This is a genomic window from Micromonospora aridisoli (genome assembly GCF_056150025.1).
In genome coordinates this window covers 73,055-93,818 of the sequence record NZ_JAXCFK010000001.1, presented here as the reverse complement: position 1 = coordinate 93,818, position 20,764 = coordinate 73,055, and the positions used below count along the sequence as shown (strand labels likewise).

Sequence of the window (20,764 nt, the reverse complement as noted above, 5' to 3'; positions counted from 1 at the left end):
CAGTACTCGGGTAACGTGACGCAACCTGCGAGCCATAACTGCACACCCGCTGGCTGAGCAAGCCGCTGCAGTTTCTCGACCGTTGACGAAGCGAGGAGCCTCAGATGTCAGCAGCCAAGCCTCAAGCTGTAGTACTGCTGAGCGGGGGTCTCGACTCGGCTACGGCCCTTGCTGTGGCCGTGAACGAGGGGTTCGAGGCCAACGCCCTCAGCTTCCGGTATGGGCAGCGGCATACCGTGGAACTGGAAGCCGCCGCACGGGTCGCGAAGGCTCTTGGGGCAACGCGTCATGTGGTCGCCGATATCGATCTCCGGCTCTTTGGCGGCTCTGCGCTGACCGACGACGACCTCGCGGTGCCTCATCACGAGAGCGCGGAGGAGATCGGGACCGAGATCCCTGCCACGTACGTGCCAGCGCGGAACACCATCTTCCTGTCGTTCGCGCTCGCCTGGGCGGAGACGCTTGGCTCGTCGGACATCTTCATCGGAGTGAGTGCACTCGACTACAGCGGCTACCCCGATTGCCGGCCTGAGTACATCGAGGCGTACGAGCGTATGGCGAACCTTGCCACCAAGGCTGGCGTCGAAGGCAGCCAGCGAATGAAGATCCACACCCCGCTCATCCACCTCACAAAGGCGGACACCATCCGGCTGGGTCTCAGCCTGGGTGTGGACTATTCGCTCACGCATAGTTGCTACGACCCCGCCGACGGCCAGCCGTGCGGCAGCTGCGACTCCTGCCTGCTCCGTACCCGCGGATTTGCCGAGCTCGGCATGTCGGATCCCGTCCTCGGCGGCGTATCTTGAGGTCTGCGTACCGGGTCAAAGAGATCTTCTACACCCTGCAGGGTGAGGGCATGCATGCCGGGAGGCCGGCGGTCTTTTGCCGGTTCACCAGCTGCAACCTCTGGACGGGCCGGGAGAAGGACCGCCACCGGGCCATCTGTCAGTTCTGCGATACCGACTTTGTCGGTACGGACGGGCCAGGAGGAGGACGCTTCCAGTCGGCGCGCGACCTTGCTGCCGCGGTGGCTAAGACATGGGCCGGTGCAGCCCATCCGAGAAGCAGGCCGTACGTCGTCTGCACGGGCGGTGAGCCTCTGCTGCAACTCGACGCCGCTGCCGTCGAAGCGCTACACGAGGAAGGCTTCGAGGTCGCTATCGAGACCAACGGGACGCAGCCCGCACCGGCCGGCATCGAGTGGATTTGCGTCAGCCCGAAAGCGGGGACAGACCTGGTTCTCCGGAGGGGTAACGAACTCAAGCTCGTGTACCCACAGCATGGCGCAGAGCCCGAACGATTCGAGGACTTGGATTTCGGCCACTTCCTCCTGCAACCGATGGACGGACCGGACCAGGCAGCGAACACCCGAGCCGCTATCGATTACTGCCTTGCCCATCCTCAATGGTCGCTGAGCCTGCAGACGCACAAGTACATCGGGATTGCGTGATGGAAATCTTTCGTGAGTTCACCTTTGAAGCCGCTCATCGCCTGCCTCACGTGCCCGAGGGGCACAAGTGCGCCCGTCTCCACGGCCACTCCTACCGGGTTGAACTGCACGTACGGGGTGAGGTAGGTGCATCTTCGGGCTGGGTGATGGACTTCGGTGACATCAAGGCGGCATTCCGCCCCATCCTGGATCAACTGGACCACTACTACCTGAACGAGGTGCCGGGTCTCGAGAACCCGACGAGCGAAGTGCTGGCGCAATGGATCTGGGCGAGACTTGTCGATCAGCTGCCGCTATCAGCCATCGTGGTCAGGGAGACCTGCACCTCGGGCGCCGTCTACCGCGGCGATGCCTCGTGACGAGAGCGACGGCCGACGAGCATCCACCAGGTGCGGCCCGGGAGAAAGGACCGGCACGCGTAAACATCGTCGTGACCTGCACCAACCGTAAGAGTCTCGCGGTGCCAGCCGATCTGCGCGTCGGAGCCCTTTCAGAGTACCTGCCGAGGCAAAGGCTTGCGGAGTGGCTTCGACGACTATCCGAACCCGGCCAACCTTCCACTGCCGCCGCCTCACTCTATGCCGGCGAGCATTGGGCAGCGGCACGTCAACTGGCCCCCTCGGTACGCGCGGAAGCGGAACTTTGGGTTTGCTCGGCGGGTTACGGATTGATTCCCGCCACCGCACAGATCCGTCCCTATGCCGCGACCTTCACGACGCGGGAGGCAGACTCGGTCGGGCGCAGGGCGGCCGAGAACCGCGACTGGTGGCGCGGGCTCAGTGAATGGGTCGGCCCAGAACCCGGCGCGCCGCGGTCGTTCTACGACCTTGCCTGCACGAACCCCGACGACACGATCATCGCCGTCCTGTCGGACACCTATCTTCGGGCGTGCAGTGACGATCTCCGTAGAGCGGCGGGGCAGGTAAGCGACCCACAACGGCTGACGATCGTCGGGCCGGCCCAGGCGGATCCCGACCTGGACGAGCTCGTCGTCGGCGTAACCGCTCAAATGAGGCCGGCAGTCGGCGGCAGCCTGCTCGCCCTCAACGTCCGGGTAGCGCAGCGCCTCCTCGGCCTCGTTACCGCGGATCCCGACACCCACCGCCGCTCCCACCTCCGCGCCCTGGCTCATGAACTGGCCGCCACAGCGCCCTCGCCAGCACCTAGAGCTCATCGCGAGCGAATGACCGACGATGAGGTCAAGGCTTTCATCCGGCCACTCGCAGCGGCCGGACCAACCTCGGCAACGCGCCTGCTCCGACAGCTACGGGACTCCGGCAAGTCATGTGAGCAGGGACGTTTCAAGCAAATCTTCGACGCAATCGAATTGGACGTGCGCCGCTGATGCCCCCCGCACACGACTCCAAGACCGTAGCGCGCCGTGCTCTGCGAATCGCCCAGCCCGGCACCCCGGCCCTCTATCTCTTCGCACTTCAAGCGGAAGAGGTCCTGCAAATCGCGGACATCTCCCGGGTCAGTCGGGACGACGCCGGGAAGCTCATCGGCTACCAACGCCCACAGGTGCGTAAGCACATTCAAGAGATCGTCGACTACCTCAACACCGAGGCCGCTGTCTTCCCCAATCCCATCATCCTGGCCTTGTCCTCCAACGTGCGGTTCCAGTCGAGCAGAGGACCGGGCGCCGGGGACGGACTCGCCACCTCCGGGGTGCTCAGCATTCCCTTGCCGCAACCCGGCAAGCCCAAGCCCGCTTGGATCGTCGATGGGCAACAGCGGGCTCTCGCGCTGTCCCGTACCCAGCGGCAGCAGTTTCCGGTACCGGTAACCGCATTTGTCGCGGACAGCGTCGGGTTCCAGCGCGACCAGTTCCTACGGATCAACAACACCCGTCCGTTACCGCGGGGCCTCGTGACCGAGCTACTGCCGGAGGTCGACAGCCCACTACCCCCGCGACTCGCCATCAAGAAGGCGCCCTCAGCGCTGTGTGACGTCTTGAATGCCGACAAGGCATCGCCCTTCTACGGGCTGATCAAACGGGCGTCAACCAACCGCCAGCAGGCACCGAACGCCGTGATCACAGACACCCTCGTCGTCGAGATGATCCAGGAGAGCCTCACCTCACCGGCCGGCTGCCTCTTCCCCTACCGCGACGTCGCCCGCAACGAGACGGACTTCGACGGGATCCTCCAGGCACTCTGCACCTATTGGTCAGCGGTCCGTGACACCTTTCCTGACGCATGGGGCAAGCCACCCACCAAGAGCCGCCTCATGCATGGAGCGGGCATAAGGGCCATGGGACGACTGATGGATAGGGTGTTGGGCACTGTGGACCCCCGCCTCCCCGAGGCGCCACAACTGGTCAGCAAGCACCTCGCAGTGATCGCTCCGCACTGTCAGTGGACGGGAGGAACGTGGGGCGAGCTCAACCTTCGTTGGAACGAAATCGAGAACGTATCCCGACACGTACAGGAGCTGTCCAACTACCTAATCCGCGTCTACCTGAACGAACGGGCGGGAATTCGATGAAGTTCTTCTTTCCCGACAGCCAGGACCAGGTAGACCCCACGTTTAACTTCCTTACCGAGGAACGCGACCCGTTCCGGGTACGCCAACGCGACGATCTGTACGCCCACGAAGTGTTGAAGCCGCCGCCGTTCAACGGCCTCCTGGTCTCCAAAGCCATCGTGGACGGGACCGCCGGCTCCAGCACCGGCAAGTACACCCTGCCCCAGCGCCACAGGCTGTACCGGGAAGGGGCGCGGAAGTTCTTCCGCCTCGACAACGGCAGCGCCCCGCTGAAGATCATGGGCGACTGTGGAGCCTTTTCGTACGTCGGCGAGGAGTACCCGCCCTACACGGTCGAAGAGGTGATCGGCTTCTACGAGGGGTGCGGGTTCGACTACGGCATCTCCGTCGACCACGTCATCTTTCAATACGAGCCGAAGGTCCTCCGGATCGACGAGGCGGCCAAGGAGTGGGTCCGCCGGCAGCAGATCACGCTCGACCTTGCCGCAGAATTCTGGCTACGCTGTTCAGCAAGCGACGTTCACTTCACGCCTCTCGGGGTGACTCAGGGTTGGAGCCCGGAGTCATACGCCTATGCGGTGGTGGAACTGCAACGGATCGGGTATCGACGAATTGCGGTCGGCGGCATGGTTCCGCTGAAGACGAAGGAGATCCTCGCCTGCCTCCGCGCCATCGACGACGTACGCGAGCCCGACACGCAGTTGCATCTCCTGGGTATCAGCCGCGTCGACGAGATCCCCACCTTCGCCGGCCACAGCGTGACGAGTTTCGACAGCACGTCGCCCTTCCGGCAGGCGTTCAAGGATGACCGGGACAACTACTACGCGCTCGACCGGACCTACGTGGCGCTCCGCGTCCCCCAGGTCGACGGCAACGCGAAGCTCAAGGCACGGATTCGTTCAGGCGAGATCAGCCAAGGGCGGGCCATGCAGTTGGAACGCGCCGCACTTACACGTCTTCGAGAATTCGACAGGGGCGAGGTCGACGTAGAGGTCGCCCTAGAGGCACTCGTCGCCTACAGCGCGGTATGGGACGGCAAGGCGGACAGGAGCAGTCAGTACCGCGAAACACTCGAGAATCGGCCGTGGCAGGCCTGCGACTGCTCGATCTGTAACAAGGCCGGCATCGAAACAATCATTTTCCGCGGGGCGGAACGCAACAAGCGCCGCGGCTTCCACAACCTACACGTATTCGGGCGGCGACTGCGCCGGCAGCTTGGAGATGACGACCGTGACTAAGCAGGGAGACGAGAGCGCCATGGCAAAGAGCCACAGGCAGATGCTGCATCTTCCAGCTCTCGAGATCAGGCAGGGCCCGAACCGGCGTCTCTACACCTTTGCGGTGGACGGCAAGCAAGTCCCGTCGTTCGCCGCCGTATCGCGGGTCCGACGCGACAGCCAGCAGCAACTGCACGGCTACCAACGGCCCGAGGTCCTGGCCCACGTGGCGGCGATCCGCCGCTACGTGGAGTCCGACGACAGCCCCTTGCTGCCCAACGCGATCGTCGTCGCCTTCGATGACCGAGTTCGCTTCGTCCCTTCCGACGACACCACTACCGACGGACCCGGCTACGTCCGCATGGGAACCCTCCTGGTACCTGTGAGCGAGGACTGGGAGGAGGCCGACAAGCCTGGCTTCATCGTGGACGGCCAGCAGCGTTGCGCGGCCATCCGCGACGCGGAAGTCACGGCCTTCCCCATCTGCGTCACTGCCTTCATCACCGCCGACCAGGCCGACCACCGGTCGCAGTTCATCCTGGTCAACTCTACGAAGCCGCTTCCCAAGGGCCTGATCCACGAATTGCTTCCGGCAGCCTCCGGCCCGCTACCGAACCAACTACGCGTACGGCAACTCCCCGCGACGGTTCTCGAGCGGCTCAATTTCGACGAGCGGTCACCGCTGCGTCATATGATTCAGACGCCAACGAATCCGACGGGCGTCATCAAGGACAACTCCATGCTACGCATGCTTGAGAACAGCATCTCGGATGGAGTTCTGTACCGGTTCCGCGGAAGCGACAGCACGCTACCCAACATCGGGCTGATGGTGACGGTACTTAGCGACTTCTGGACAGCGGTACGGGAGGTGTTCGGTGAGGATGCGTGGGGCAAGCCCCCTCGCAAGTCGCGGCTGATGCACGGCGCCGGGATCATCAGCATGGGGTACCTGATGGATGCCATCGCCGACACGAACGGCAGTGGCGAGGACGTCCCCGACGTCCAGGGATTCGCCGCTGGGCTGAAGACGGTGAAGGACTACTGCCGCTGGACCGAAGGCACCTGGGATCTGGGCGACGGCATTCCTCGACGGTGGAACGACGTCCAGAACACCCCACGCGACATCCAAAGGATCACCGACTTCCTGCTCTCGACTTATTACGCAAAGCAGGGGAAACGACACGACCGGTCGAGTCGGCTTTTCTAGAGCACCACTCGCTCCGCTAGAGCGCTGGTGCGGTCCCACGCTTTGGAGCGCTAGTACCGCACCAGCGCAATACTTCCCTTGAATGCAGTCAGCAGCGCTTCCAACGACTGTGACGTTATTTAATTGTTGAAGCCACAGTGAGCGACTGCTCCAATGCCTGCAGGAACGCCGTCACGCCGCGACCCTGGGGCAGGATCTGCCGGTTCCTTGCGCGCACCGCGTCGATGGCACCGGTGGCTGCATGTGATGCATGCCAGGTGTCCACAATCAGATAGTCAGCGCGACGAGCGAGCGACTGTAGTGCACCGGTGGAAACTGTGTCGGCATTTCCCTCAACTGCCTTAGGCGAGCAAAGTCGAGACAGGCGTTTCTCCAGCGATTCCGCGGCTCGCGGCAGAAGAGAATAGAGACCGATCGTCCGACCGTCAAGCTGGCGCCATAGTTCCTCTGTTTCCCCCGTCGGCTCTTGTACAAACTGGAGCGGCAGGCCAAGCTCTTCGGCCAGTGCTTGCAACTCTGAGCGTTGCCTCAGGCTAAGCCGCTTCTGGAAGTCCTGCCCTCTGCCCAGAACTTCGATTACGGCTGCAGCCCGGCTGCCGGTGTCCGGAGCAGGAGAATTCAGCAGGACATCGACGAGAGCCAGCGCCCAGTCGAAGACGATCGGTGATGCCGCCCGTCGCCAGACGCTGACCACCTGGTCCAGCAACTCCTGGTAACGATCCGCTGTTGGCGCCGCCTGCAGCAACTGCTCAAGCAGAATCAGGTACGCCTCACGTACCGGTCTGCTCATGTTTTGCTGGTCCGCTAGCACTTCCAGAACAGTGTCACAAAACTCTGCCCCCTGTCCTGTTCTAGCAGCATCGGCAGCGGCCAGGCACAGGAGATCAAGAACCATGGCCACCTGATCTGTGTTGACACCTGCCCAGGCATCCAAAACGTCGTCCGCGAGCTTACTGAGCTTGGAAGCCGAAACCGTTTGCAGATTTTCCCATTGCGCGTGCTGTGTACGCAGGACCTCCGCCGCTTCTGGCCAGCGTTCGTCCCGGCTCAACCGGGAACACCAGTCAATCCAGCCGTCACAGGCACCGTCGACGAGGCGGCAAAGGTCATCAATATCCCTGCGTAGCCGCCGGTCGAGGCTTAACCGTTCCTGCTGAACGAGTGTCTGGACAATCTCGAGTACAGCGGCCCCGTTGCCGCTGTCCTGCTTGTCGAGGACGGCCTGTACAGCGAACTCCGCGATATCGGGTTCGGCGGTATTGAGGAAGGCCTGAATGACCTCATCGTACTGCCCACCCTCGAACAACACTCGAACGTCGTCGCCGCCACTCGTTGTCGGCTGCGTTGCAGCCTGCGCGATCGCTGCTAGGCGGTACAGGCGCTCCCGTTCGGCGCCGTCAGCGGCGTGCAGCAGTCGCTGAAATCGCTCACCGTCCCCCCGCGTCAACGCGTCGACTGCGGCGACCCCACGGCCGCCGGAGGTCGCGGGGACGTCGACCGCAGCTAGGAGGACACCGTAGCGGGCGCCGAGTTGGGCGTTCTCGTATACCTGCTGTGGGGTGAGACCTGCCGTGCACAGGTCGGCTACCTCGGTCCACCAGAGCATTTCGAGGAGGACCTCGTTAACCCTACGGGGCCGGCGCGTGCGCAACAGTTCGGTCAGATATGGCAGCGCCCGGAGCTCGCGCCACCGCCCCAGTTCGCCGAGAAGTTCGGTGTTTAAAAATCGGAGGTTCTCGGCGCTGAGTTGCCCGGTGAGGCGCAGGTCCTCCAGCGCCTGATCGGCGAGCCGACTGTCTCGCTGCAATAGGGCAAGTCGGAAGTCACGCAGCAGGTCGACATGCGAGGGCCGGATCGGACGCACCCGTGCGTCCCTCCCCCTAAGGGTCGCGACAGCGTCCTCCAGGCGATCGAGCAATTCCCCGGGGGTGACAGTGGCACGGCGGACGTACGACAGCTGCACCAAGCCCGCCGCCTGCAGGGACCGATCGGCCTGCTCCGCGGTCGGAGAGAACTGGACCGCCTCGATGGTCGCGGCCGCTGGACCGAGGAACGCCTGTAACACCTCACGCCCTCGACGATGCCCCTCCCGGTCCTCGGACAGCAGGTAAAACCCGTGAGGGTTGCGGTGGAGTGGGATGACCAACCAGCCACTGGAGCCGCTGACCCAGTCCTTCGCCTGTCCCTCTACGAGCAGTTCCACACGCTGGCGTAGCCCCTTGAAGCGGGCCGTGTCTCCGATGCTGTGCTGCAGCGCCTCCAGCACCATCACAGCACACCCCCAAAGCGGTCGAAGGCGTCCATCCTCGCCTGGGCGACGTAGGTGGGATCGCGCCTCAACTCCACCTGCTCTTCGTTGAGAAGGATGCCGCTGTAGGTGATGTTCATACTGCCGACGAGGGCGTAATCGTCCCCGGTCAGCGCCTTAGTGTGTAGGCCGCGAGTGCCGTCCACGACCATCGTGACTTGGTCGATGACCCGCATATCCACAATGAGCCGTCCGATGCGGCGGCGGAAGATGTCGTTGTGAGCGTCGGACGTCGTGGCAATCACGACCCGCGTCCCCTCTGCAGCCAGGCTGGTGAGGACCTCAGCCAGCCGAATCCGCCGGCGTCCGAAACGGGTCAGGGCCGGAAAGGTGCCACTGCGGTTGTCGACGACCTCAACGTCGGAGATCCACGGCGACACCAGCCACAGACACTTGCTAGGGCTGACGAGTTCCGCAGCGATCAACGCGCCGAGCAGGTCCAATACCTCGCTCGCGCTCTGCGCCTTGGACTTACGAATCACCCTGTTCACGGCGCCTCCCGCAGCAGCACCCGGGCTTCGAGGAAGTGAACGGTCTTCCGTACGCCCAGAACCACCGGATGACACAGGAGCGCCCCGACCTCGACCGGTTCGGTCTGTAGCCCCAGGAGAACGGATCGCAGTATCGCCCGATCGGCGTGTCCGACCTGCAGCGCCACCTCACGGTGCTCGATCAGCAGTTCATGGAGTTCCTTACGCCGTTTGTCATCCCACGGCGCGACGTCGATCACGACCGGTCCGAGGTCCACGTGGTCCCGCACAAGGGGAAACGACGGCGCGAGGCGGGGGGCATAGGGGTTTGAGGAGACAGTCGGCTGGGCGGTCTGACCCCACGGCCACAGCACGTTGGATACCGCGCGGGCCCGCCGCTGTGCAGTTACCCCGGCTCCAAGGTGCAGCACCTCGTCGAGGTCAACGTGGTCGGCCACCAGCGCCCCGAGCGTCCGGGTACTCACCTCAATCCCAGTTTGCTCGGCAGCCCGATCCCGTAGATCCAGCCACGACGCGACCTCCGACAAGAGGCGAGAATGGGCACCCGGACCGGCAAGACGGGTGCTCAGCGCGGAGCGAGCCGCACCGCCCAGGGCCAGACCGTGCGCATATGCCGCTTCGTCCACGCGCTCGGTTGCTCCGGCGACGACAGCGTGACCGTTACGCCAAGAGAGCCGCAGCCGGTCAAGCGCCGTCCGCACATCAGCTGCCTCCGTGCGCACTAGCAGACTGAGTTCCTCGTCCATCGTCTCGGTCTCCGAAGGGATGAGCGCGTCCTCGAGCGCATGAGCGAACGCCTCCGGATTTTCGGCGAGTATCCGCTGGAACGCCTCCACGTGCCCTGTCCCACCGGGCGAGGGCTCAGAGATCCAGAACACGGCGTCGTCTTCGGGCGACAGGTCCACCATGAGGTCATCGGTGTCGACCCCCGGGCATAGCGTCGAGAGCGCAGCCAGGGCGAGTTGGGCCGCTGACAGGGTGAACCGCCGCTTCCACCAGGTGGTCCACGCGGGTGACCGATCATTGTCCGTAATCTCGCGCAACGCGTCGTGCACAGCAGAGAGCACGGCGGGGTCGCCGAGCCAACTCTCCCAGCGTCGCTCGTCGTTATCGTTCGGCTCGCCGGTCTCGTAGAGTGCGGTCAGTCCCAACGTCTCGGCTGCCTGCCGCAACCCACCCGCCAGGCCTGGCTCGTCCAACGGCTTCCCACTCTCGATTTTCTCAGATGTGGCTGCCAGCAGTACCACGTCGACGAGGGTGTCCCGGTCGAAGACCGACATGTCGTTCGGGAGGTCAGCTTCGACCTCGAGCCGGTGACGTAGGCGCTGTGACCGTTCCTGGGGTGTGGGAGGCTGGATGTCGTCGGGGATCCTGACCCTGCTCTCCAAGGCGTCGCATTGCACATCCACACCCACGGCTGCCGGCAGCCACCCCTGCTCTCCGGCAAGACCGAAGCTGAGGGTGACCGGTCGAGGACGGGGCTCCCACATCGTCCCGCGTGCGGTCCTGGCGTACCGCACGGTCCGGATCCCACCGCCTTGGACGTGGAGGTGAGCGGTGAGCGCTTCGAGCAACCGGCTAACTTCCCGGGCCAGCCGGACTGGGGAGCCAACGCCGAGGGTCGACACGTGAAACCGCCAATCAGGGCGGACACTGGACGCGTCCCGGACGCTGTCCTGGACAGGCTCCAGGGTTGCTGCTGCCGGCGAGTAGACGGCGACCCGGTCGTCGCCATCGTCGATCAGGTCCACCAGCGCAGCACGGTAGGTGCTACCCACGTCGACCAGCAATTCCTGCTCCCCCGCAGCATTGGTGGGCAGCGGCAGCCAGTGCCGCTTGTTCGTCGCCCACACACCGAAGTGCCTGCTCACGTTGCCCGGGCAGAATTCGTTCAGCGCTCTCAGCGCCGGGAGGTGCGCGACCTCCACCTCGCCACCACGCCCCGGCACCTGCAACTCGACGTCCGGGACCAGGAGATCGTCAAAGAGATTGCCCGGCACAAACTGCCGCAGAGGCGTGCGCGTCCGCAGCCCGGCATCGTCCTCAAGTGGCTCCTCGCCGCGCCATTGGTCCCGTAGTTGACGACGCATCGTCGGCACTACGGCCAGCAGCAGAGGCCTAGGCGAATCCCATAGAAGGGTGTCGACCACAGAATTCGCCCACTCGCCCTTGCCGATGGCGAGCGCCTCCCGTAGGTGACGCCGGAGCCGCTCTCGTTCCGGACCGGGCCGCAACAGCCGATCGAGCAGGGCCGACAGAGCAGCCTGTCGGCTACGCACCTCGGTCTGCTTGTTTGGGTTCTCGCCAAACAGTGCCGAGGCAGGGCCTGCCAGGTCTTCCCAGGTGGAACCGCCGCCGGAGTAGTCCAACTCCATGGATAGCCAGTCGAGTAGTGCATAGACCGCCTGGATTCGCAGAACGTAGAAGTTCTCGATGGGAAGGTTTCGCGGCGGTAGGTCTGGGTCGAATAGGGCGTCATAGGCGTCCCACGCCTGGCGATCCCGGCCCCAGTCGCTGAGCACCACCACTGTCCACGGCCGCATCGACGGCATACGTCCCGCGCGGCCCTTGCGCTGCAGGAACTGGGCGGCGTCGTGTGGTGCCCTGTGTTGCAGGACCGCGCCCACCCGGTCGTCGTCAAACCCGACCTCTAGGGTGGCGGTCGCGACGATCACCTGGGCTCCGGTGGCGACTCCCCGGTCCTGCGAACTGGTGCGCCCGATCTGCAATGGTCGGTCAGCCTCGACACCATGACCAAGGTGGTCTGGCAGCCACCACCATTGCCCGTCTGGATCGCGGTCACCGGCGGCCTCCCGGCGGTCCGCTCCCATCCTTCCCTGCTTTTCGCCGCGTAGGTGAGCGAGGGTCTGCGGCCGGCGTGTGAGCTTCTTTCCGGGCCACTTCCACCCTTCGGCGTCCAGCAGATCCCAATAGAGGCGGTTGGTGCTGTCAAGCTTGTCGGTAAAGGCGAACAGCCGACTCCCGAAAGCGCCGCCGGACGAGGGCGGTGGGTTGAACGGGTCATCCACGCTGGAGTCGAGGCAGCGGGCGAGCGCCATGCACGCCTGGATGGTGGTGGATAGCGTGCCCGTTCGGGAATGCGGGTCGTGGCGAAGTGCCAGGAGGTACTCAGCTCCTGACTCCTCCAACTCGCCGACGTCTGGCTCGACGACCGTGACGGAGCTAGGCGGCAGGTCCACGAGTTGGGAGAAAAAGCCCCCCGCATTCCGCAGCGTCGCCGACAGGCCGACCCAAACCGGAGTACGGCCCAACCGGTGTTTGAGCCGGCGCAGCAGGAGGGCGCTCTGCGCGCCAGCGGTGCCCTCATACGTGTGCACCTCGTCCAGCAGGACGGTGGCGAGGGTCGCCGGACGAATGCCGAACGCACCGAGGTTTCTTGGAGCGGCGAGTTGCCGGTTGAGCGACTCTGTCGTGCTTAACATGAGATCGGCAGGCTGCTGCCGTGCACGATCGCGCGTCAACCTCAGGTACTTCCCCTCCACCTCCGCCCTACAGGAGGAGGAGATACAGACGAGCCGCTCGTCACCAGCACGGCAGTCAGCTTCGGGCCATACGAGTTCCGCGTCGCATTCGAGACACCGCAGGTACGGACAGAGGTAGCCCTTTCCGCGCTTCTCCCAGCCCTCGGCCCAGCCCTTCTGCACGTGATAGGCGGAGGCGGGGGTGGGACCAAACCAGGTGGCGACACTCAACGTCGCGCCCCGCGAACGGCCGGTTTCGCCGAGGCGCTTTGCGTAGCCCACCAGCGTGCGCAGTTGGTCCTTGAGCAGCTCGTTACGGGGATACAGGGCCAAAGCCAAGGTGCCGTGCGGTGACCCACGCCCTGTGGCCGTTTGGTCCGCCAACCAACTGATCAACGGGAGGTAGAAGGCCAAGGACTTCCCACTGCCGGTCCCAGCAGTGATCATCGCTCCCGCCTGCTGACCGCTGATCAGCGCCTCCAGCACGGTCACCGTGCTACGCCGCTGAAATCCGGACAACGCCTCGGGGATGAGATGCCTCGCCGCGGCGAGGCCCGACTGACCCAGCGCCCCACGGATCTCCGCGAGCACCTGAACGGCGGCTACGTCCCGCTTGGGGCGCCTTCGTGGCCGGTGGAGAAACCGATGATCCAAGACAAGCGGCCGGCCGTCGGTAACGCGCTTTCCCGAGAATGCCTGACGCAAAGTGGCGAGCAGACGTACAGTCTCGGCCCCGCGGGACCGGTAGCCGCCGTTCGGGGAGCGAACAACGAGCGCTGCGTCGACCAGTTCACGGAGCAGCGCGGTCGGTTCGCCGTGGCCCGCCAGCAGCGCCAGGAGTTCGTCTTCGGTCCACTCGGCGCCAACCGCTCCCCACGCGAGAAGTTCCGCCTCACGTAGTTCGATGGTCGTGAGCGCTTCGAGCGCCGGTTCACCCACTGTTGCCATCCTGAGGCCGCCCCGGCACCACCCGGAAGTTGTGCAAAGCATTGTTGTCTACAAGCCAATTCCGCACGTCATCGTCGAGGAGGCCGAGGGCGGCGCCGCCCCTTGTCGCTGCAGAGACAAACCCCTTCACGGCCGCAGGTAGCCGCTGCTCAAGCAGTGTCAGGAGTTCGGTGACCTCGGCGAGCACCCGCACCGAATCGGCGTTGGGCGGCTTTCGCTGCAGCCGCGCCAGGTGGCCGAGGGCCCCATCCATCTTAGGCGCCACGTCCTCGAGACCCTCAACGCCGGCGAGTGCCTTAACCAGGTCCCGGAGTTCGAGAGCATCACCAGCCTGCGACGCGACATGGTTGCCCCACCCGTCCCGTACAGCGTCCCGCACCTGGCTCCTGAATTCGTTGAGCAGGCGCACGACCGAACCCAACTGCCGTACGTTCAGCTCGCGTTGTGCCGACCGCAGTTGAGTCCAGAGGTCCGGTTTGGCGTCCACTCCGGTCCACCAGTCACCACGGTCGAGGGCTGCAGCCTGCGCCAGAGCATTTAGCTCCTGTAGGGCATCGTCAAGCTGCTCATCGAACTGACCAAGATTGTCAAGGTCGTTCTCCAGCCGCAGGGTATCGCTGGCATGGTGGACCGCTTCACGCGTCTTCCTGATCCACGTCGTGGCGTCAGCCATTCCTCGCCTCCGCGGTACTCAATGCTTCTAGCAGCGCCTCAACCTGATTGAGCTTCCGGCGCACTGTCGCCGACAGGTGGTCCAGATTGCCGGCCTGCCCTCCGCTGCGGGCGCACTCTCGGTGAGTCGCTGCCAGGGCTTGCCGGACCAGGTGAAGGTCGCGCGCTCCCAAGACCGCCTTTCGTGCCCAGTGCTGGACGTCCAATGCCTCCTGCGCGGCTGACTTTCCTAGGTTTGCCTGCCAGTCGAGCGGTAGATCAGCTGGGAGGTTCTCGAGCCGGTCAAGCGCATTGCTGAACGTGTGCCAGCCGTCATGAGGACGGAACAGATGGTTGTCGAGAGCGCGCTTGCCTACCTCCTTGGCGGCCTGGGCAACCGACCTCGGTGCCTGCCCTTCGAGGCCGCCGGCCAACTCCTTGATGGCCGCGACCACCTCCGCCAGGAAGCCTTCAGCTTCTTTTTCCATGGCGGACAGCAGGTCCCGCGCCGCCTTTGCGACGACCGGTGCAGCATCGACGTATCGCGTTGCCACCGTTCTAAGGTGCTCTGCCGGTGCGGCGAGCACTCGTTGAAGTCCTGCCTCAAGCTCGGCGGCATCGATGAGTTGTGGTTTGCCGGTCGGTCCCTGCCGCACTGCCGCGAGTTGCCCCACCAGGTCAGTCGCTCGCACATCCCGGAGCACGTCATGTGCCACGCCGTCTACTGCCGCCCAACCCGTTGTGCTCTTGACGGTGGCTCCGGCGGTACCTGCCAGCACAACCCCGACGTCGCGAAGTTGGTCGGGCGAGGTGCCAGCGGCGAGCAGCGCCACTGCTCGGGTGCCTACCGCAGCACACGCCAACTCCCGTCCACCGACGTAATCCCGGAATGCCGCATGAACGAGCTCAGCCCAGGAATCCAGCCGCTCTTCGAGGCTGAGCATCATCTCGACCGGGTCATAGCCGTGGGGCCACGGCCATCTGCCCTTGTCTGAGAGCCAGTGCCCGTGATCCACGAACCATCGCGCGGCGATCAGGACCCGGACGTCTTCGGCAGTACGACGTAATTCGAAGCGAAGCTTCCCGGTGCCGGCGGATCGACCACGAGCGTCCGAGCCGAAGTCGAACGTTTGCCGGCTGAAGAGGCCTGTCAAAATCTCAGCACCAGGGGTGCTCGCCGTCGCAGTGTGGAACAGGTCCTGGTCCAGGTCGAGGCGCGAGGACACGAGACGATGAAGGATGTCCCGGTAGAGGTCTACCTGGTTATCCGGAAGCCGGTCACCGTTCTGCCACTGGAAGAGGTCCGCGAGGGGACTTGGTTGCACCTGCGGTGGTTCCGGACGCCGCTTGGGCGGGATGGTCGGCCCCTTCTGCTGCTGTCGTGCCGCGCGGCTGTCGAGCCCGAAGGCCTCAGCAACGGCCGGCGGTAGAGGCTCTTCGTCTCCCCATATTACGAGGGCTCGGTACAGCCGCTCTGCCTCGTCACCGGTTCGACCGCCGAGCAGGATCTCCTTCCCACGTTGAACCTTGAAGTCGAAGCGCTCGCGCACGCGCTCGTGGGGATAGCTACCGCGGGCGATGTGGGTTTCCGCCTCAACGAGCGCCTCCGAGACGCAGACGTCCAGGATCTGCCTCGGCGTTGCGTCGGAGCCGCGGGCTTCAAGGGACCGCCGTAGTGCGATGTTGTTGTATGGGTAGAGCCCGACCTCGCCCAGTCCCGGAACGTCCGTGTTGCCGAAACCCGCATGGCACTGACTGCGGAACCGGCACGGCAACCCCTCCTCGCGGGTATCACATGCGTTGGGGATCCAGTCCTTTGTTCCATTGCTGCGAGCCGCAGCCCAAGCCGACTCGACATTTTTACGCCCGAGGCGGACGAGGTTCAGGTAGCGGGCCACGAAGGCGTCGCGGTCATCGAGGGGAAAGGTGTCAACCTTGAACTGGTGCGTGATGCGAGTCTGTACGGTCTCTGGGAAGTCGGCGTAGCGGTGCTCGGTCACCGCAAAGAGGACGCGTAGTGGAGCCAGGTCGGACCCGGGCTGAATGACGAACTGGTCGTACAGTTCACCATCGACCAGGCCGAATTGGGCGAGATCCTCGAAGAGAAGGACCAATTCGCGTCCCTGTTTACGGAGCGCTTGCCGGGAACGCTGAAACAGCAGGCTGAGGGTCTCGCCAGTGTGGTCATACAGGCCGATGGTCCTGGGCAGAGCCTTGCGCAGCGCCTCATCCAACAGCCGCAACGCCGGCTCCGGATCCAGCGTAACCTGATCCCATAGAACGCGGAGGTTGCCGTTCAGAGCCAATTCTCGGCGCACACCCGGCACGCGCAGTGGTAGATCCGCTTCCTCGAACCGCTCCTGCTGTTCGTCTCGTCGAGACGTCTGCGCGAAGATCGATTGCATGACGTTGTCGAGTAAGCCACCTGGCCGGAGGAGAACCCGGTTAACCTGTGGCAGGACCAGAAGATCGGCCAGCCCGTCCCGGCGTTTCCCGTTTTCATCAGGCTCTCCCAGGAGGCTGTTGCGCTCCTCCCGAGCACTCCGCTTGTCCGGGTCTTCGTCGTTACTCCCTGCTCTTAGCTCGAGCGTCCAGGTAAGGGCGAGCCGCATCTCCTCCAGCAGTCGGTCCTGCAACTCGGCAGGCGTCGTCTTCCCAACGGCTGCGTCGATGCGGTTCATCAGATCCTGCCCGCCGCCCCCGGGGAGACCGGCCACGATACGCCGAAGCAACTCGCGGATGGTCTGCACTGCCCGTGGCACATAGAGGACGTGGTAGCGAGGATCCGGGTCTAGCTGCGCATTGACCCACCGGACCACATGGCTCTTGCCCGCTCCGGATTCACCGGTGACCGCGATCAGCGTGTTCCGGTCGGGATCTCCTATGTGCGCCTGGAGGGCCCTTAGGACCTGGCGTTCGTCGAAACCATCGCCCGGAAGTTGTTCGCCCTTAGGATGTGACACGACCATGGGCGTATGCGCGGCGAGAAAGACTGCGTCTGCATCACTGGGCAGTGCTCCGATGTCGGAGTAGACCGTTTGGCGCACGTCCGCGTTCGTCCAGCAGCGGAAACCCTTCATAGTGCTGGTCATTCGACCACCTCCGCAACACCTACCTGGCCGATCCGCCAACTATGGCCACCTATCCGCAGGACGGCTGCAGCGCTTGCGTCGGCGGACGGGGCGAGATCGAGCATTCCTCGACGCTTGAGCTTCTGTGTGGCTAGCGCAAGCGATGCGGATATTCCCTGAGCCCGCGCACTACCCTGCGGCAGGGCCGATATGAGTGCCGGGTGGCCGAGCACGGGCAGGACCTCATGTAGTTGTTGGAACCACTGCTCCGCGCGTTCCTGTCGGGGAAGTTTGTCTAGTACATCAAGTAGCGCCCTAGTCGGGTCTGCCAAGAGGTAGGCCTCCTGCCTGCTGACCTGTGCGACTGTCGCGATCCCGAGTGACCGGGCCCAGCGCTGGAAGGCTCGCCACTGCTCGGCGTTCGAGACCGCATTACGCATGCCGGCGTTCTCGAACGCAGCTTCCGGCCCCTTGTCCCAGTTCATCGAGAGAGGTTCCAGCGGATCCCGCAGCAGTATCCACGTCAGGGCGAGCGCGACGTCGGAGGGTTGATTTTCAGCCCTGACCTCTTCGAGGGCACGCGCGCAGAGCCGTCGAAGTACCAGGCTCCGGAAGCTGCGGGAGGCTGTGGATGGAACTCGCTGCACCTGGTCCCGGATGCTGTCCCTCAGCCTCCATAGGCGTCGTCCACGCCCACTTCGCTCGCTGTCGAACAGCCCCAGGTCCTCGCCGACACTCAAAGATGATGTGAGGACGTTGGATGCGTCGTCGCCCCCGGATGAGACGCTACGCCTGTCGGCAATAGCCTCTGGCCGCAGCACCTTCTGTAGTTCGTTTTCCTCCACGCCAGTAGGCAGCGTCGACAGATAGCGGCTGACCACCAAGAGCGCGGGAACACTGGCAAGCATGTGCTGTTTCAGGTAGTCCACCATTAACTCCCCAGGATGTGCAGGGCGGTGTCGGCGTCAAGCCCGGCTAGATCACGCCCCACCTCACGACCTCCGATGGTTGCCCGTGTGGGCACCAGCAGCACATCGAAGGCCGAAGGAGCGGCGAGCCGTCGGGATGATCGGGCTCGCGGGCTCAGCCAAGATCTCGGGATGCGCTGTCCTGGCGGCCATACCACAAAGGAAGAGCAGGGCGTCAAGTCGCTCGGGGCAACAGGTGACGGGTCGAGAAACAGCCAGTCGCCGTCTTCCGCGGGACTTCCTACAGCCCCGGCGAGGTGTCGCACGCCTCGGCGAACCAACGCGCGAGCGAGTCGGGGAGCGACGCGGTCCTGGTCGTTTGTCAAGAGGAGGATGAGACCATCCCGGGCGCCCGCCGCGTCCGCGAGGTCGTCGAGATCAGCGGTCATGTCGCTTGGGAGCGGCCAGGCCTGGGGAGGCCACGGTGGTCGTTCGTCCGCCCTGGTCTCCCCGTCGGCTCTGCAACCCGAGCAGCGCCCGCACGGCCAGGCGGGCTCGACGAAATGGGCTGCCTGGCCGAACAGCGAATAGAGGTCGTTGTCTGGACGGTACGACTGCGCGATCGCCTCGCAGGCCCGGAGGTCCCGCTTGGCGACCGACTCCATGAGTTCCAGGGCTTGGGTGGAACGCGTTGCTTCCCTCTTCTGCCATGGCGTCCACTCCTGTGACCAGAAGTGAGGGGTAGCGAGGTCGCCCTGAGCCAATTCCACGGCCGCCCAGTCAGCCTGCTGCTCGTCGCCGTCCCGGACCAATTCAGCCAGATCCTCCGCGTCGACCTGAAAACGGCCAAGCCGGCGCAACTCAACGAGCGCCTGAACGAGTTGGGCGTTCCAGCGGCGGTTATACGATCCTCGGCCGACACCGCGGCTGCCTTCCAGATCGAGGAAAGACCTCCCACGCAACTCTCGACGATGGTGCCAGAGGTCTGACCATCGCTCGCGAGCAGTATCGGCGGTGAGCACCGTAATCCCGAGACTTGCTGCCTCTCGACGGTCTTGCGGAGCGGTCACCAGAAGCGCAACCGAGGCATCGCCGTCGCGCCCACCCCGACCCAACTCCTGGTACCACCGGTCCACCGTCTCGGGCAGGCATGCATGGACGACGGTCCGAATATGTCCGTAATCAATACCGAGGCCGAAGGCCGACGTGGCGACGACGAGGTCTACCTGGCTTGAATGACCGCCGGTGGTGCGGAGATCGGCCAACACACGGGCGCGGTCGTCCGAGCTAGTCTCGCCCGTAACCATCGCCACTCGCCGATACCCTGCAGTGCGTAGCCGAGTCAGCCAGCGCTGGGCGATTTCCGGAGAGGTCACGTAGAGCACGGCTGGTCGCGGCAGGTGCGCCAGGGCTTCAAGCACCCACTCCTCACGCTGCTGATTGTCCTCTGCGTCGCTAATCCACATATCGGGCTCGGCCCGAAGGGAGTTGGCCGCAATCAGGGTGCACGTGCCCCCGCATCCGAAGAGCTCCCGTAGGTCGCGCAGTTCGTGTGAACCCAGAGTGGCGCTGAGCAGCAGCGTCGTCGGGCTCGGATGGCCTGCTTCCCCGGCCCGCGTCACGAGGTCATCGCGAAGGTTGGCGAGCGTCCGGAACTCGGGGCGGAAGTCTCGCCCCCACTGGGTGACGAGGTGGGCCTCGTCGACGACGAAGCCTCCCAGGCGACCGCCAGACGCCCCCTCGATCAACAGTGAGCGCAGTGCCCGGCTGACGGACTCTGGCGAGGTGACGAGGATCGGTTGTGTGCCGTCAAGGACCCGACGCCGCAGTCTTTGCCTCAGATCCTCGTTCGTGCTGGCAGTCCACGCGAAGTGCAGGGCGGACTTGTTCACCCGGGGGTTCCTGCGCGCGTAGTGATCTCGGAACCGGCGTTCGAAGTCGTAGGCCAGTGCCACAGTCGGCACGACGATGAGGGTTACCGCGTCCGGGTACCGATCCGCCAAGCAGAGCGCTACCTCTGTCTTGCCGGAACTCGTGGGCAGCATGGCGATGATGCTGCTGCCGTCTGGAATCGACACTGCGGCCCGACAGGCGGCACGTTGGCCGGCCGTGCGGTAGCGCACATGCCCCGTAATGCGCTCGAAGAACGGATCGGCGGGCAGGTCGTCCTGGTGAAAGCGTTGCGCCGATTCCGTGCCAGCCGCAGCGGCGGCGTCCGGTGCTTCACCCGACAGATCGAGCCACTTGGGCTGCCAGGCGGGCGCGACCCAGATGCCGCCCCAGACCTCTCGTAGGCCTACGACCTCAGCCACTCGGCGCAGCCGGGCGGAGATCTCTGGGGAGACGCTAGCTCGCACGTTCCGATTGGCTACCAGGGACCACCGTCGCAGGAGATGCCGAACGAGTACAGCGAGGTCAAGCTCAGCGCTCTTGGCGTCGCGGACGAGTTGCGCCACCCGGGCATAGAGATCGTCCTCGAATACCGGTGCGCCCATGGAGGGGGAGACGAGAAGCTGGCGAAGCAGTTCGTCCTGATCCAGTGAG

At 64.6% G+C, this 20,764-nt stretch carries 15 protein-coding genes; 8 read left to right on the top strand and 7 right to left on the bottom strand.

What is annotated here, in order from left to right; all coding sequences use genetic code 11:
• Positions 1-104 precede the first annotated feature (104 nt).
• The 7 genes from queC to dbpB (SM447_RS00370) all read left to right on the top strand — a co-directional run bounded on the left by queC (position 105) and on the right by dbpB (SM447_RS00370) (position 6,361).
• Positions 105-806 (top strand): 7-cyano-7-deazaguanine synthase QueC, encoded by a 702-nt coding sequence (gene queC, locus SM447_RS00400; RefSeq protein WP_474570695.1) that lies wholly within the window; start codon positions 105-107, stop codon positions 804-806.
• Positions 803-1,450: a 7-carboxy-7-deazaguanine synthase gene (gene queE / locus SM447_RS00395; RefSeq protein ID WP_474570694.1), complete on the top strand. Its 648-nt coding sequence runs from the start codon at positions 803-805 to the stop codon at positions 1,448-1,450. The genes queC and queE overlap by 4 nt, the downstream gene beginning before the upstream one ends.
• Positions 1,450-1,809: a 6-carboxytetrahydropterin synthase QueD gene (gene queD / locus SM447_RS00390; protein WP_474570693.1), complete on the top strand. Its 360-nt coding sequence runs from the start codon at positions 1,450-1,452 to the stop codon at positions 1,807-1,809. Before queE ends, queD begins: the two co-directional genes overlap by 1 nt.
• A 101-nt stretch (positions 1,810-1,910) precedes the next feature.
• Positions 1,911-2,795, top strand: coding sequence for a hypothetical protein (locus SM447_RS00385; RefSeq protein WP_474570692.1), 885 nt, complete (start codon positions 1,911-1,913; stop codon positions 2,793-2,795).
• Positions 2,795-3,937 (top strand): DGQHR domain-containing protein DpdB, encoded by a 1,143-nt coding sequence (gene dbpB, locus SM447_RS00380; RefSeq protein ID WP_363922005.1) that lies wholly within the window; start codon positions 2,795-2,797, stop codon positions 3,935-3,937. The genes SM447_RS00385 and dbpB (SM447_RS00380) overlap by 1 nt, the downstream gene beginning before the upstream one ends.
• Positions 3,934-5,175 (top strand): tRNA-guanine transglycosylase DpdA, encoded by a 1,242-nt coding sequence (gene dpdA / locus SM447_RS00375; protein WP_474570691.1) that lies wholly within the window; start codon positions 3,934-3,936, stop codon positions 5,173-5,175. The genes dbpB (SM447_RS00380) and dpdA overlap by 4 nt, the downstream gene beginning before the upstream one ends.
• A complete protein-coding gene (gene dbpB / locus SM447_RS00370) occupies positions 5,159-6,361 on the top strand; it encodes a DGQHR domain-containing protein DpdB (RefSeq protein ID WP_474570690.1) in 1,203 nt (400 codons plus the stop codon). The genes dpdA and dbpB (SM447_RS00370) overlap by 17 nt, the downstream gene beginning before the upstream one ends.
• 115 nt (positions 6,362-6,476) lie before the next feature.
• Here dbpB (SM447_RS00370) and dpdD read toward each other — a convergent pair whose 3' ends face one another.
• The 7 genes from dpdD to dpdF are packed head-to-tail and all read right to left on the bottom strand — an operon-like array spanning position 6,477 to position 20,676.
• Positions 6,477-8,630: a protein DpdD gene (gene dpdD / locus SM447_RS00365; protein ID WP_474570689.1), complete on the bottom strand. Its 2,154-nt coding sequence runs from the start codon at positions 8,628-8,630 to the stop codon at positions 6,477-6,479.
• Entirely contained in the window at positions 8,630-9,160 is a 531-nt protein-coding gene (gene dpdK / locus SM447_RS00360; RefSeq protein WP_474570688.1) for a phospholipase D-like domain-containing protein DpdK, read from the bottom strand. The genes dpdD and dpdK overlap by 1 nt, the downstream gene beginning before the upstream one ends.
• The gene (gene dpdJ, locus SM447_RS00355) at positions 9,157-13,581 is read right to left on the bottom strand and encodes a protein DpdJ (protein WP_474570687.1); all 4,425 of its coding nucleotides are present in this window, start codon (positions 13,579-13,581) and stop codon (positions 9,157-9,159) included. Before dpdJ ends, dpdK begins: the two co-directional genes overlap by 4 nt.
• Complete coding sequence (locus tag SM447_RS00350) at positions 13,574-14,263, bottom strand: hypothetical protein (protein WP_474570686.1); 690 nt, start codon at positions 14,261-14,263, stop codon at positions 13,574-13,576. The genes dpdJ and SM447_RS00350 overlap by 8 nt, the downstream gene beginning before the upstream one ends.
• On the bottom strand, positions 14,256-17,333 hold the full coding sequence (locus tag SM447_RS00345; RefSeq protein ID WP_474570685.1) for an AAA family ATPase: 3,078 nt from the start codon (positions 17,331-17,333) through the stop codon (positions 14,256-14,258). The genes SM447_RS00350 and SM447_RS00345 overlap by 8 nt, the downstream gene beginning before the upstream one ends.
• The gene (gene dpdG / locus SM447_RS00340) at positions 17,330-18,244 is read right to left on the bottom strand and encodes a protein DpdG (protein WP_474570684.1); all 915 of its coding nucleotides are present in this window, start codon (positions 18,242-18,244) and stop codon (positions 17,330-17,332) included. Before dpdG ends, SM447_RS00345 begins: the two co-directional genes overlap by 4 nt.
• The gene (gene dpdF, locus SM447_RS00335; RefSeq protein WP_474571214.1) at positions 18,244-20,676 is read right to left on the bottom strand and encodes a protein DpdF; all 2,433 of its coding nucleotides are present in this window, start codon (positions 20,674-20,676) and stop codon (positions 18,244-18,246) included. The genes dpdG and dpdF overlap by 1 nt, the downstream gene beginning before the upstream one ends.
• Between dpdF and SM447_RS00330 the strand changes: the two genes are divergently transcribed.
• Complete coding sequence (locus tag SM447_RS00330) at positions 20,614-20,763, top strand: hypothetical protein (RefSeq protein ID WP_474571262.1); 150 nt, start codon at positions 20,614-20,616, stop codon at positions 20,761-20,763. The two genes, dpdF and SM447_RS00330, sit on opposite strands and share 63 nt — an antisense overlap.
• The last annotated feature ends 1 nt before the right edge of the window (position 20,764 follow it).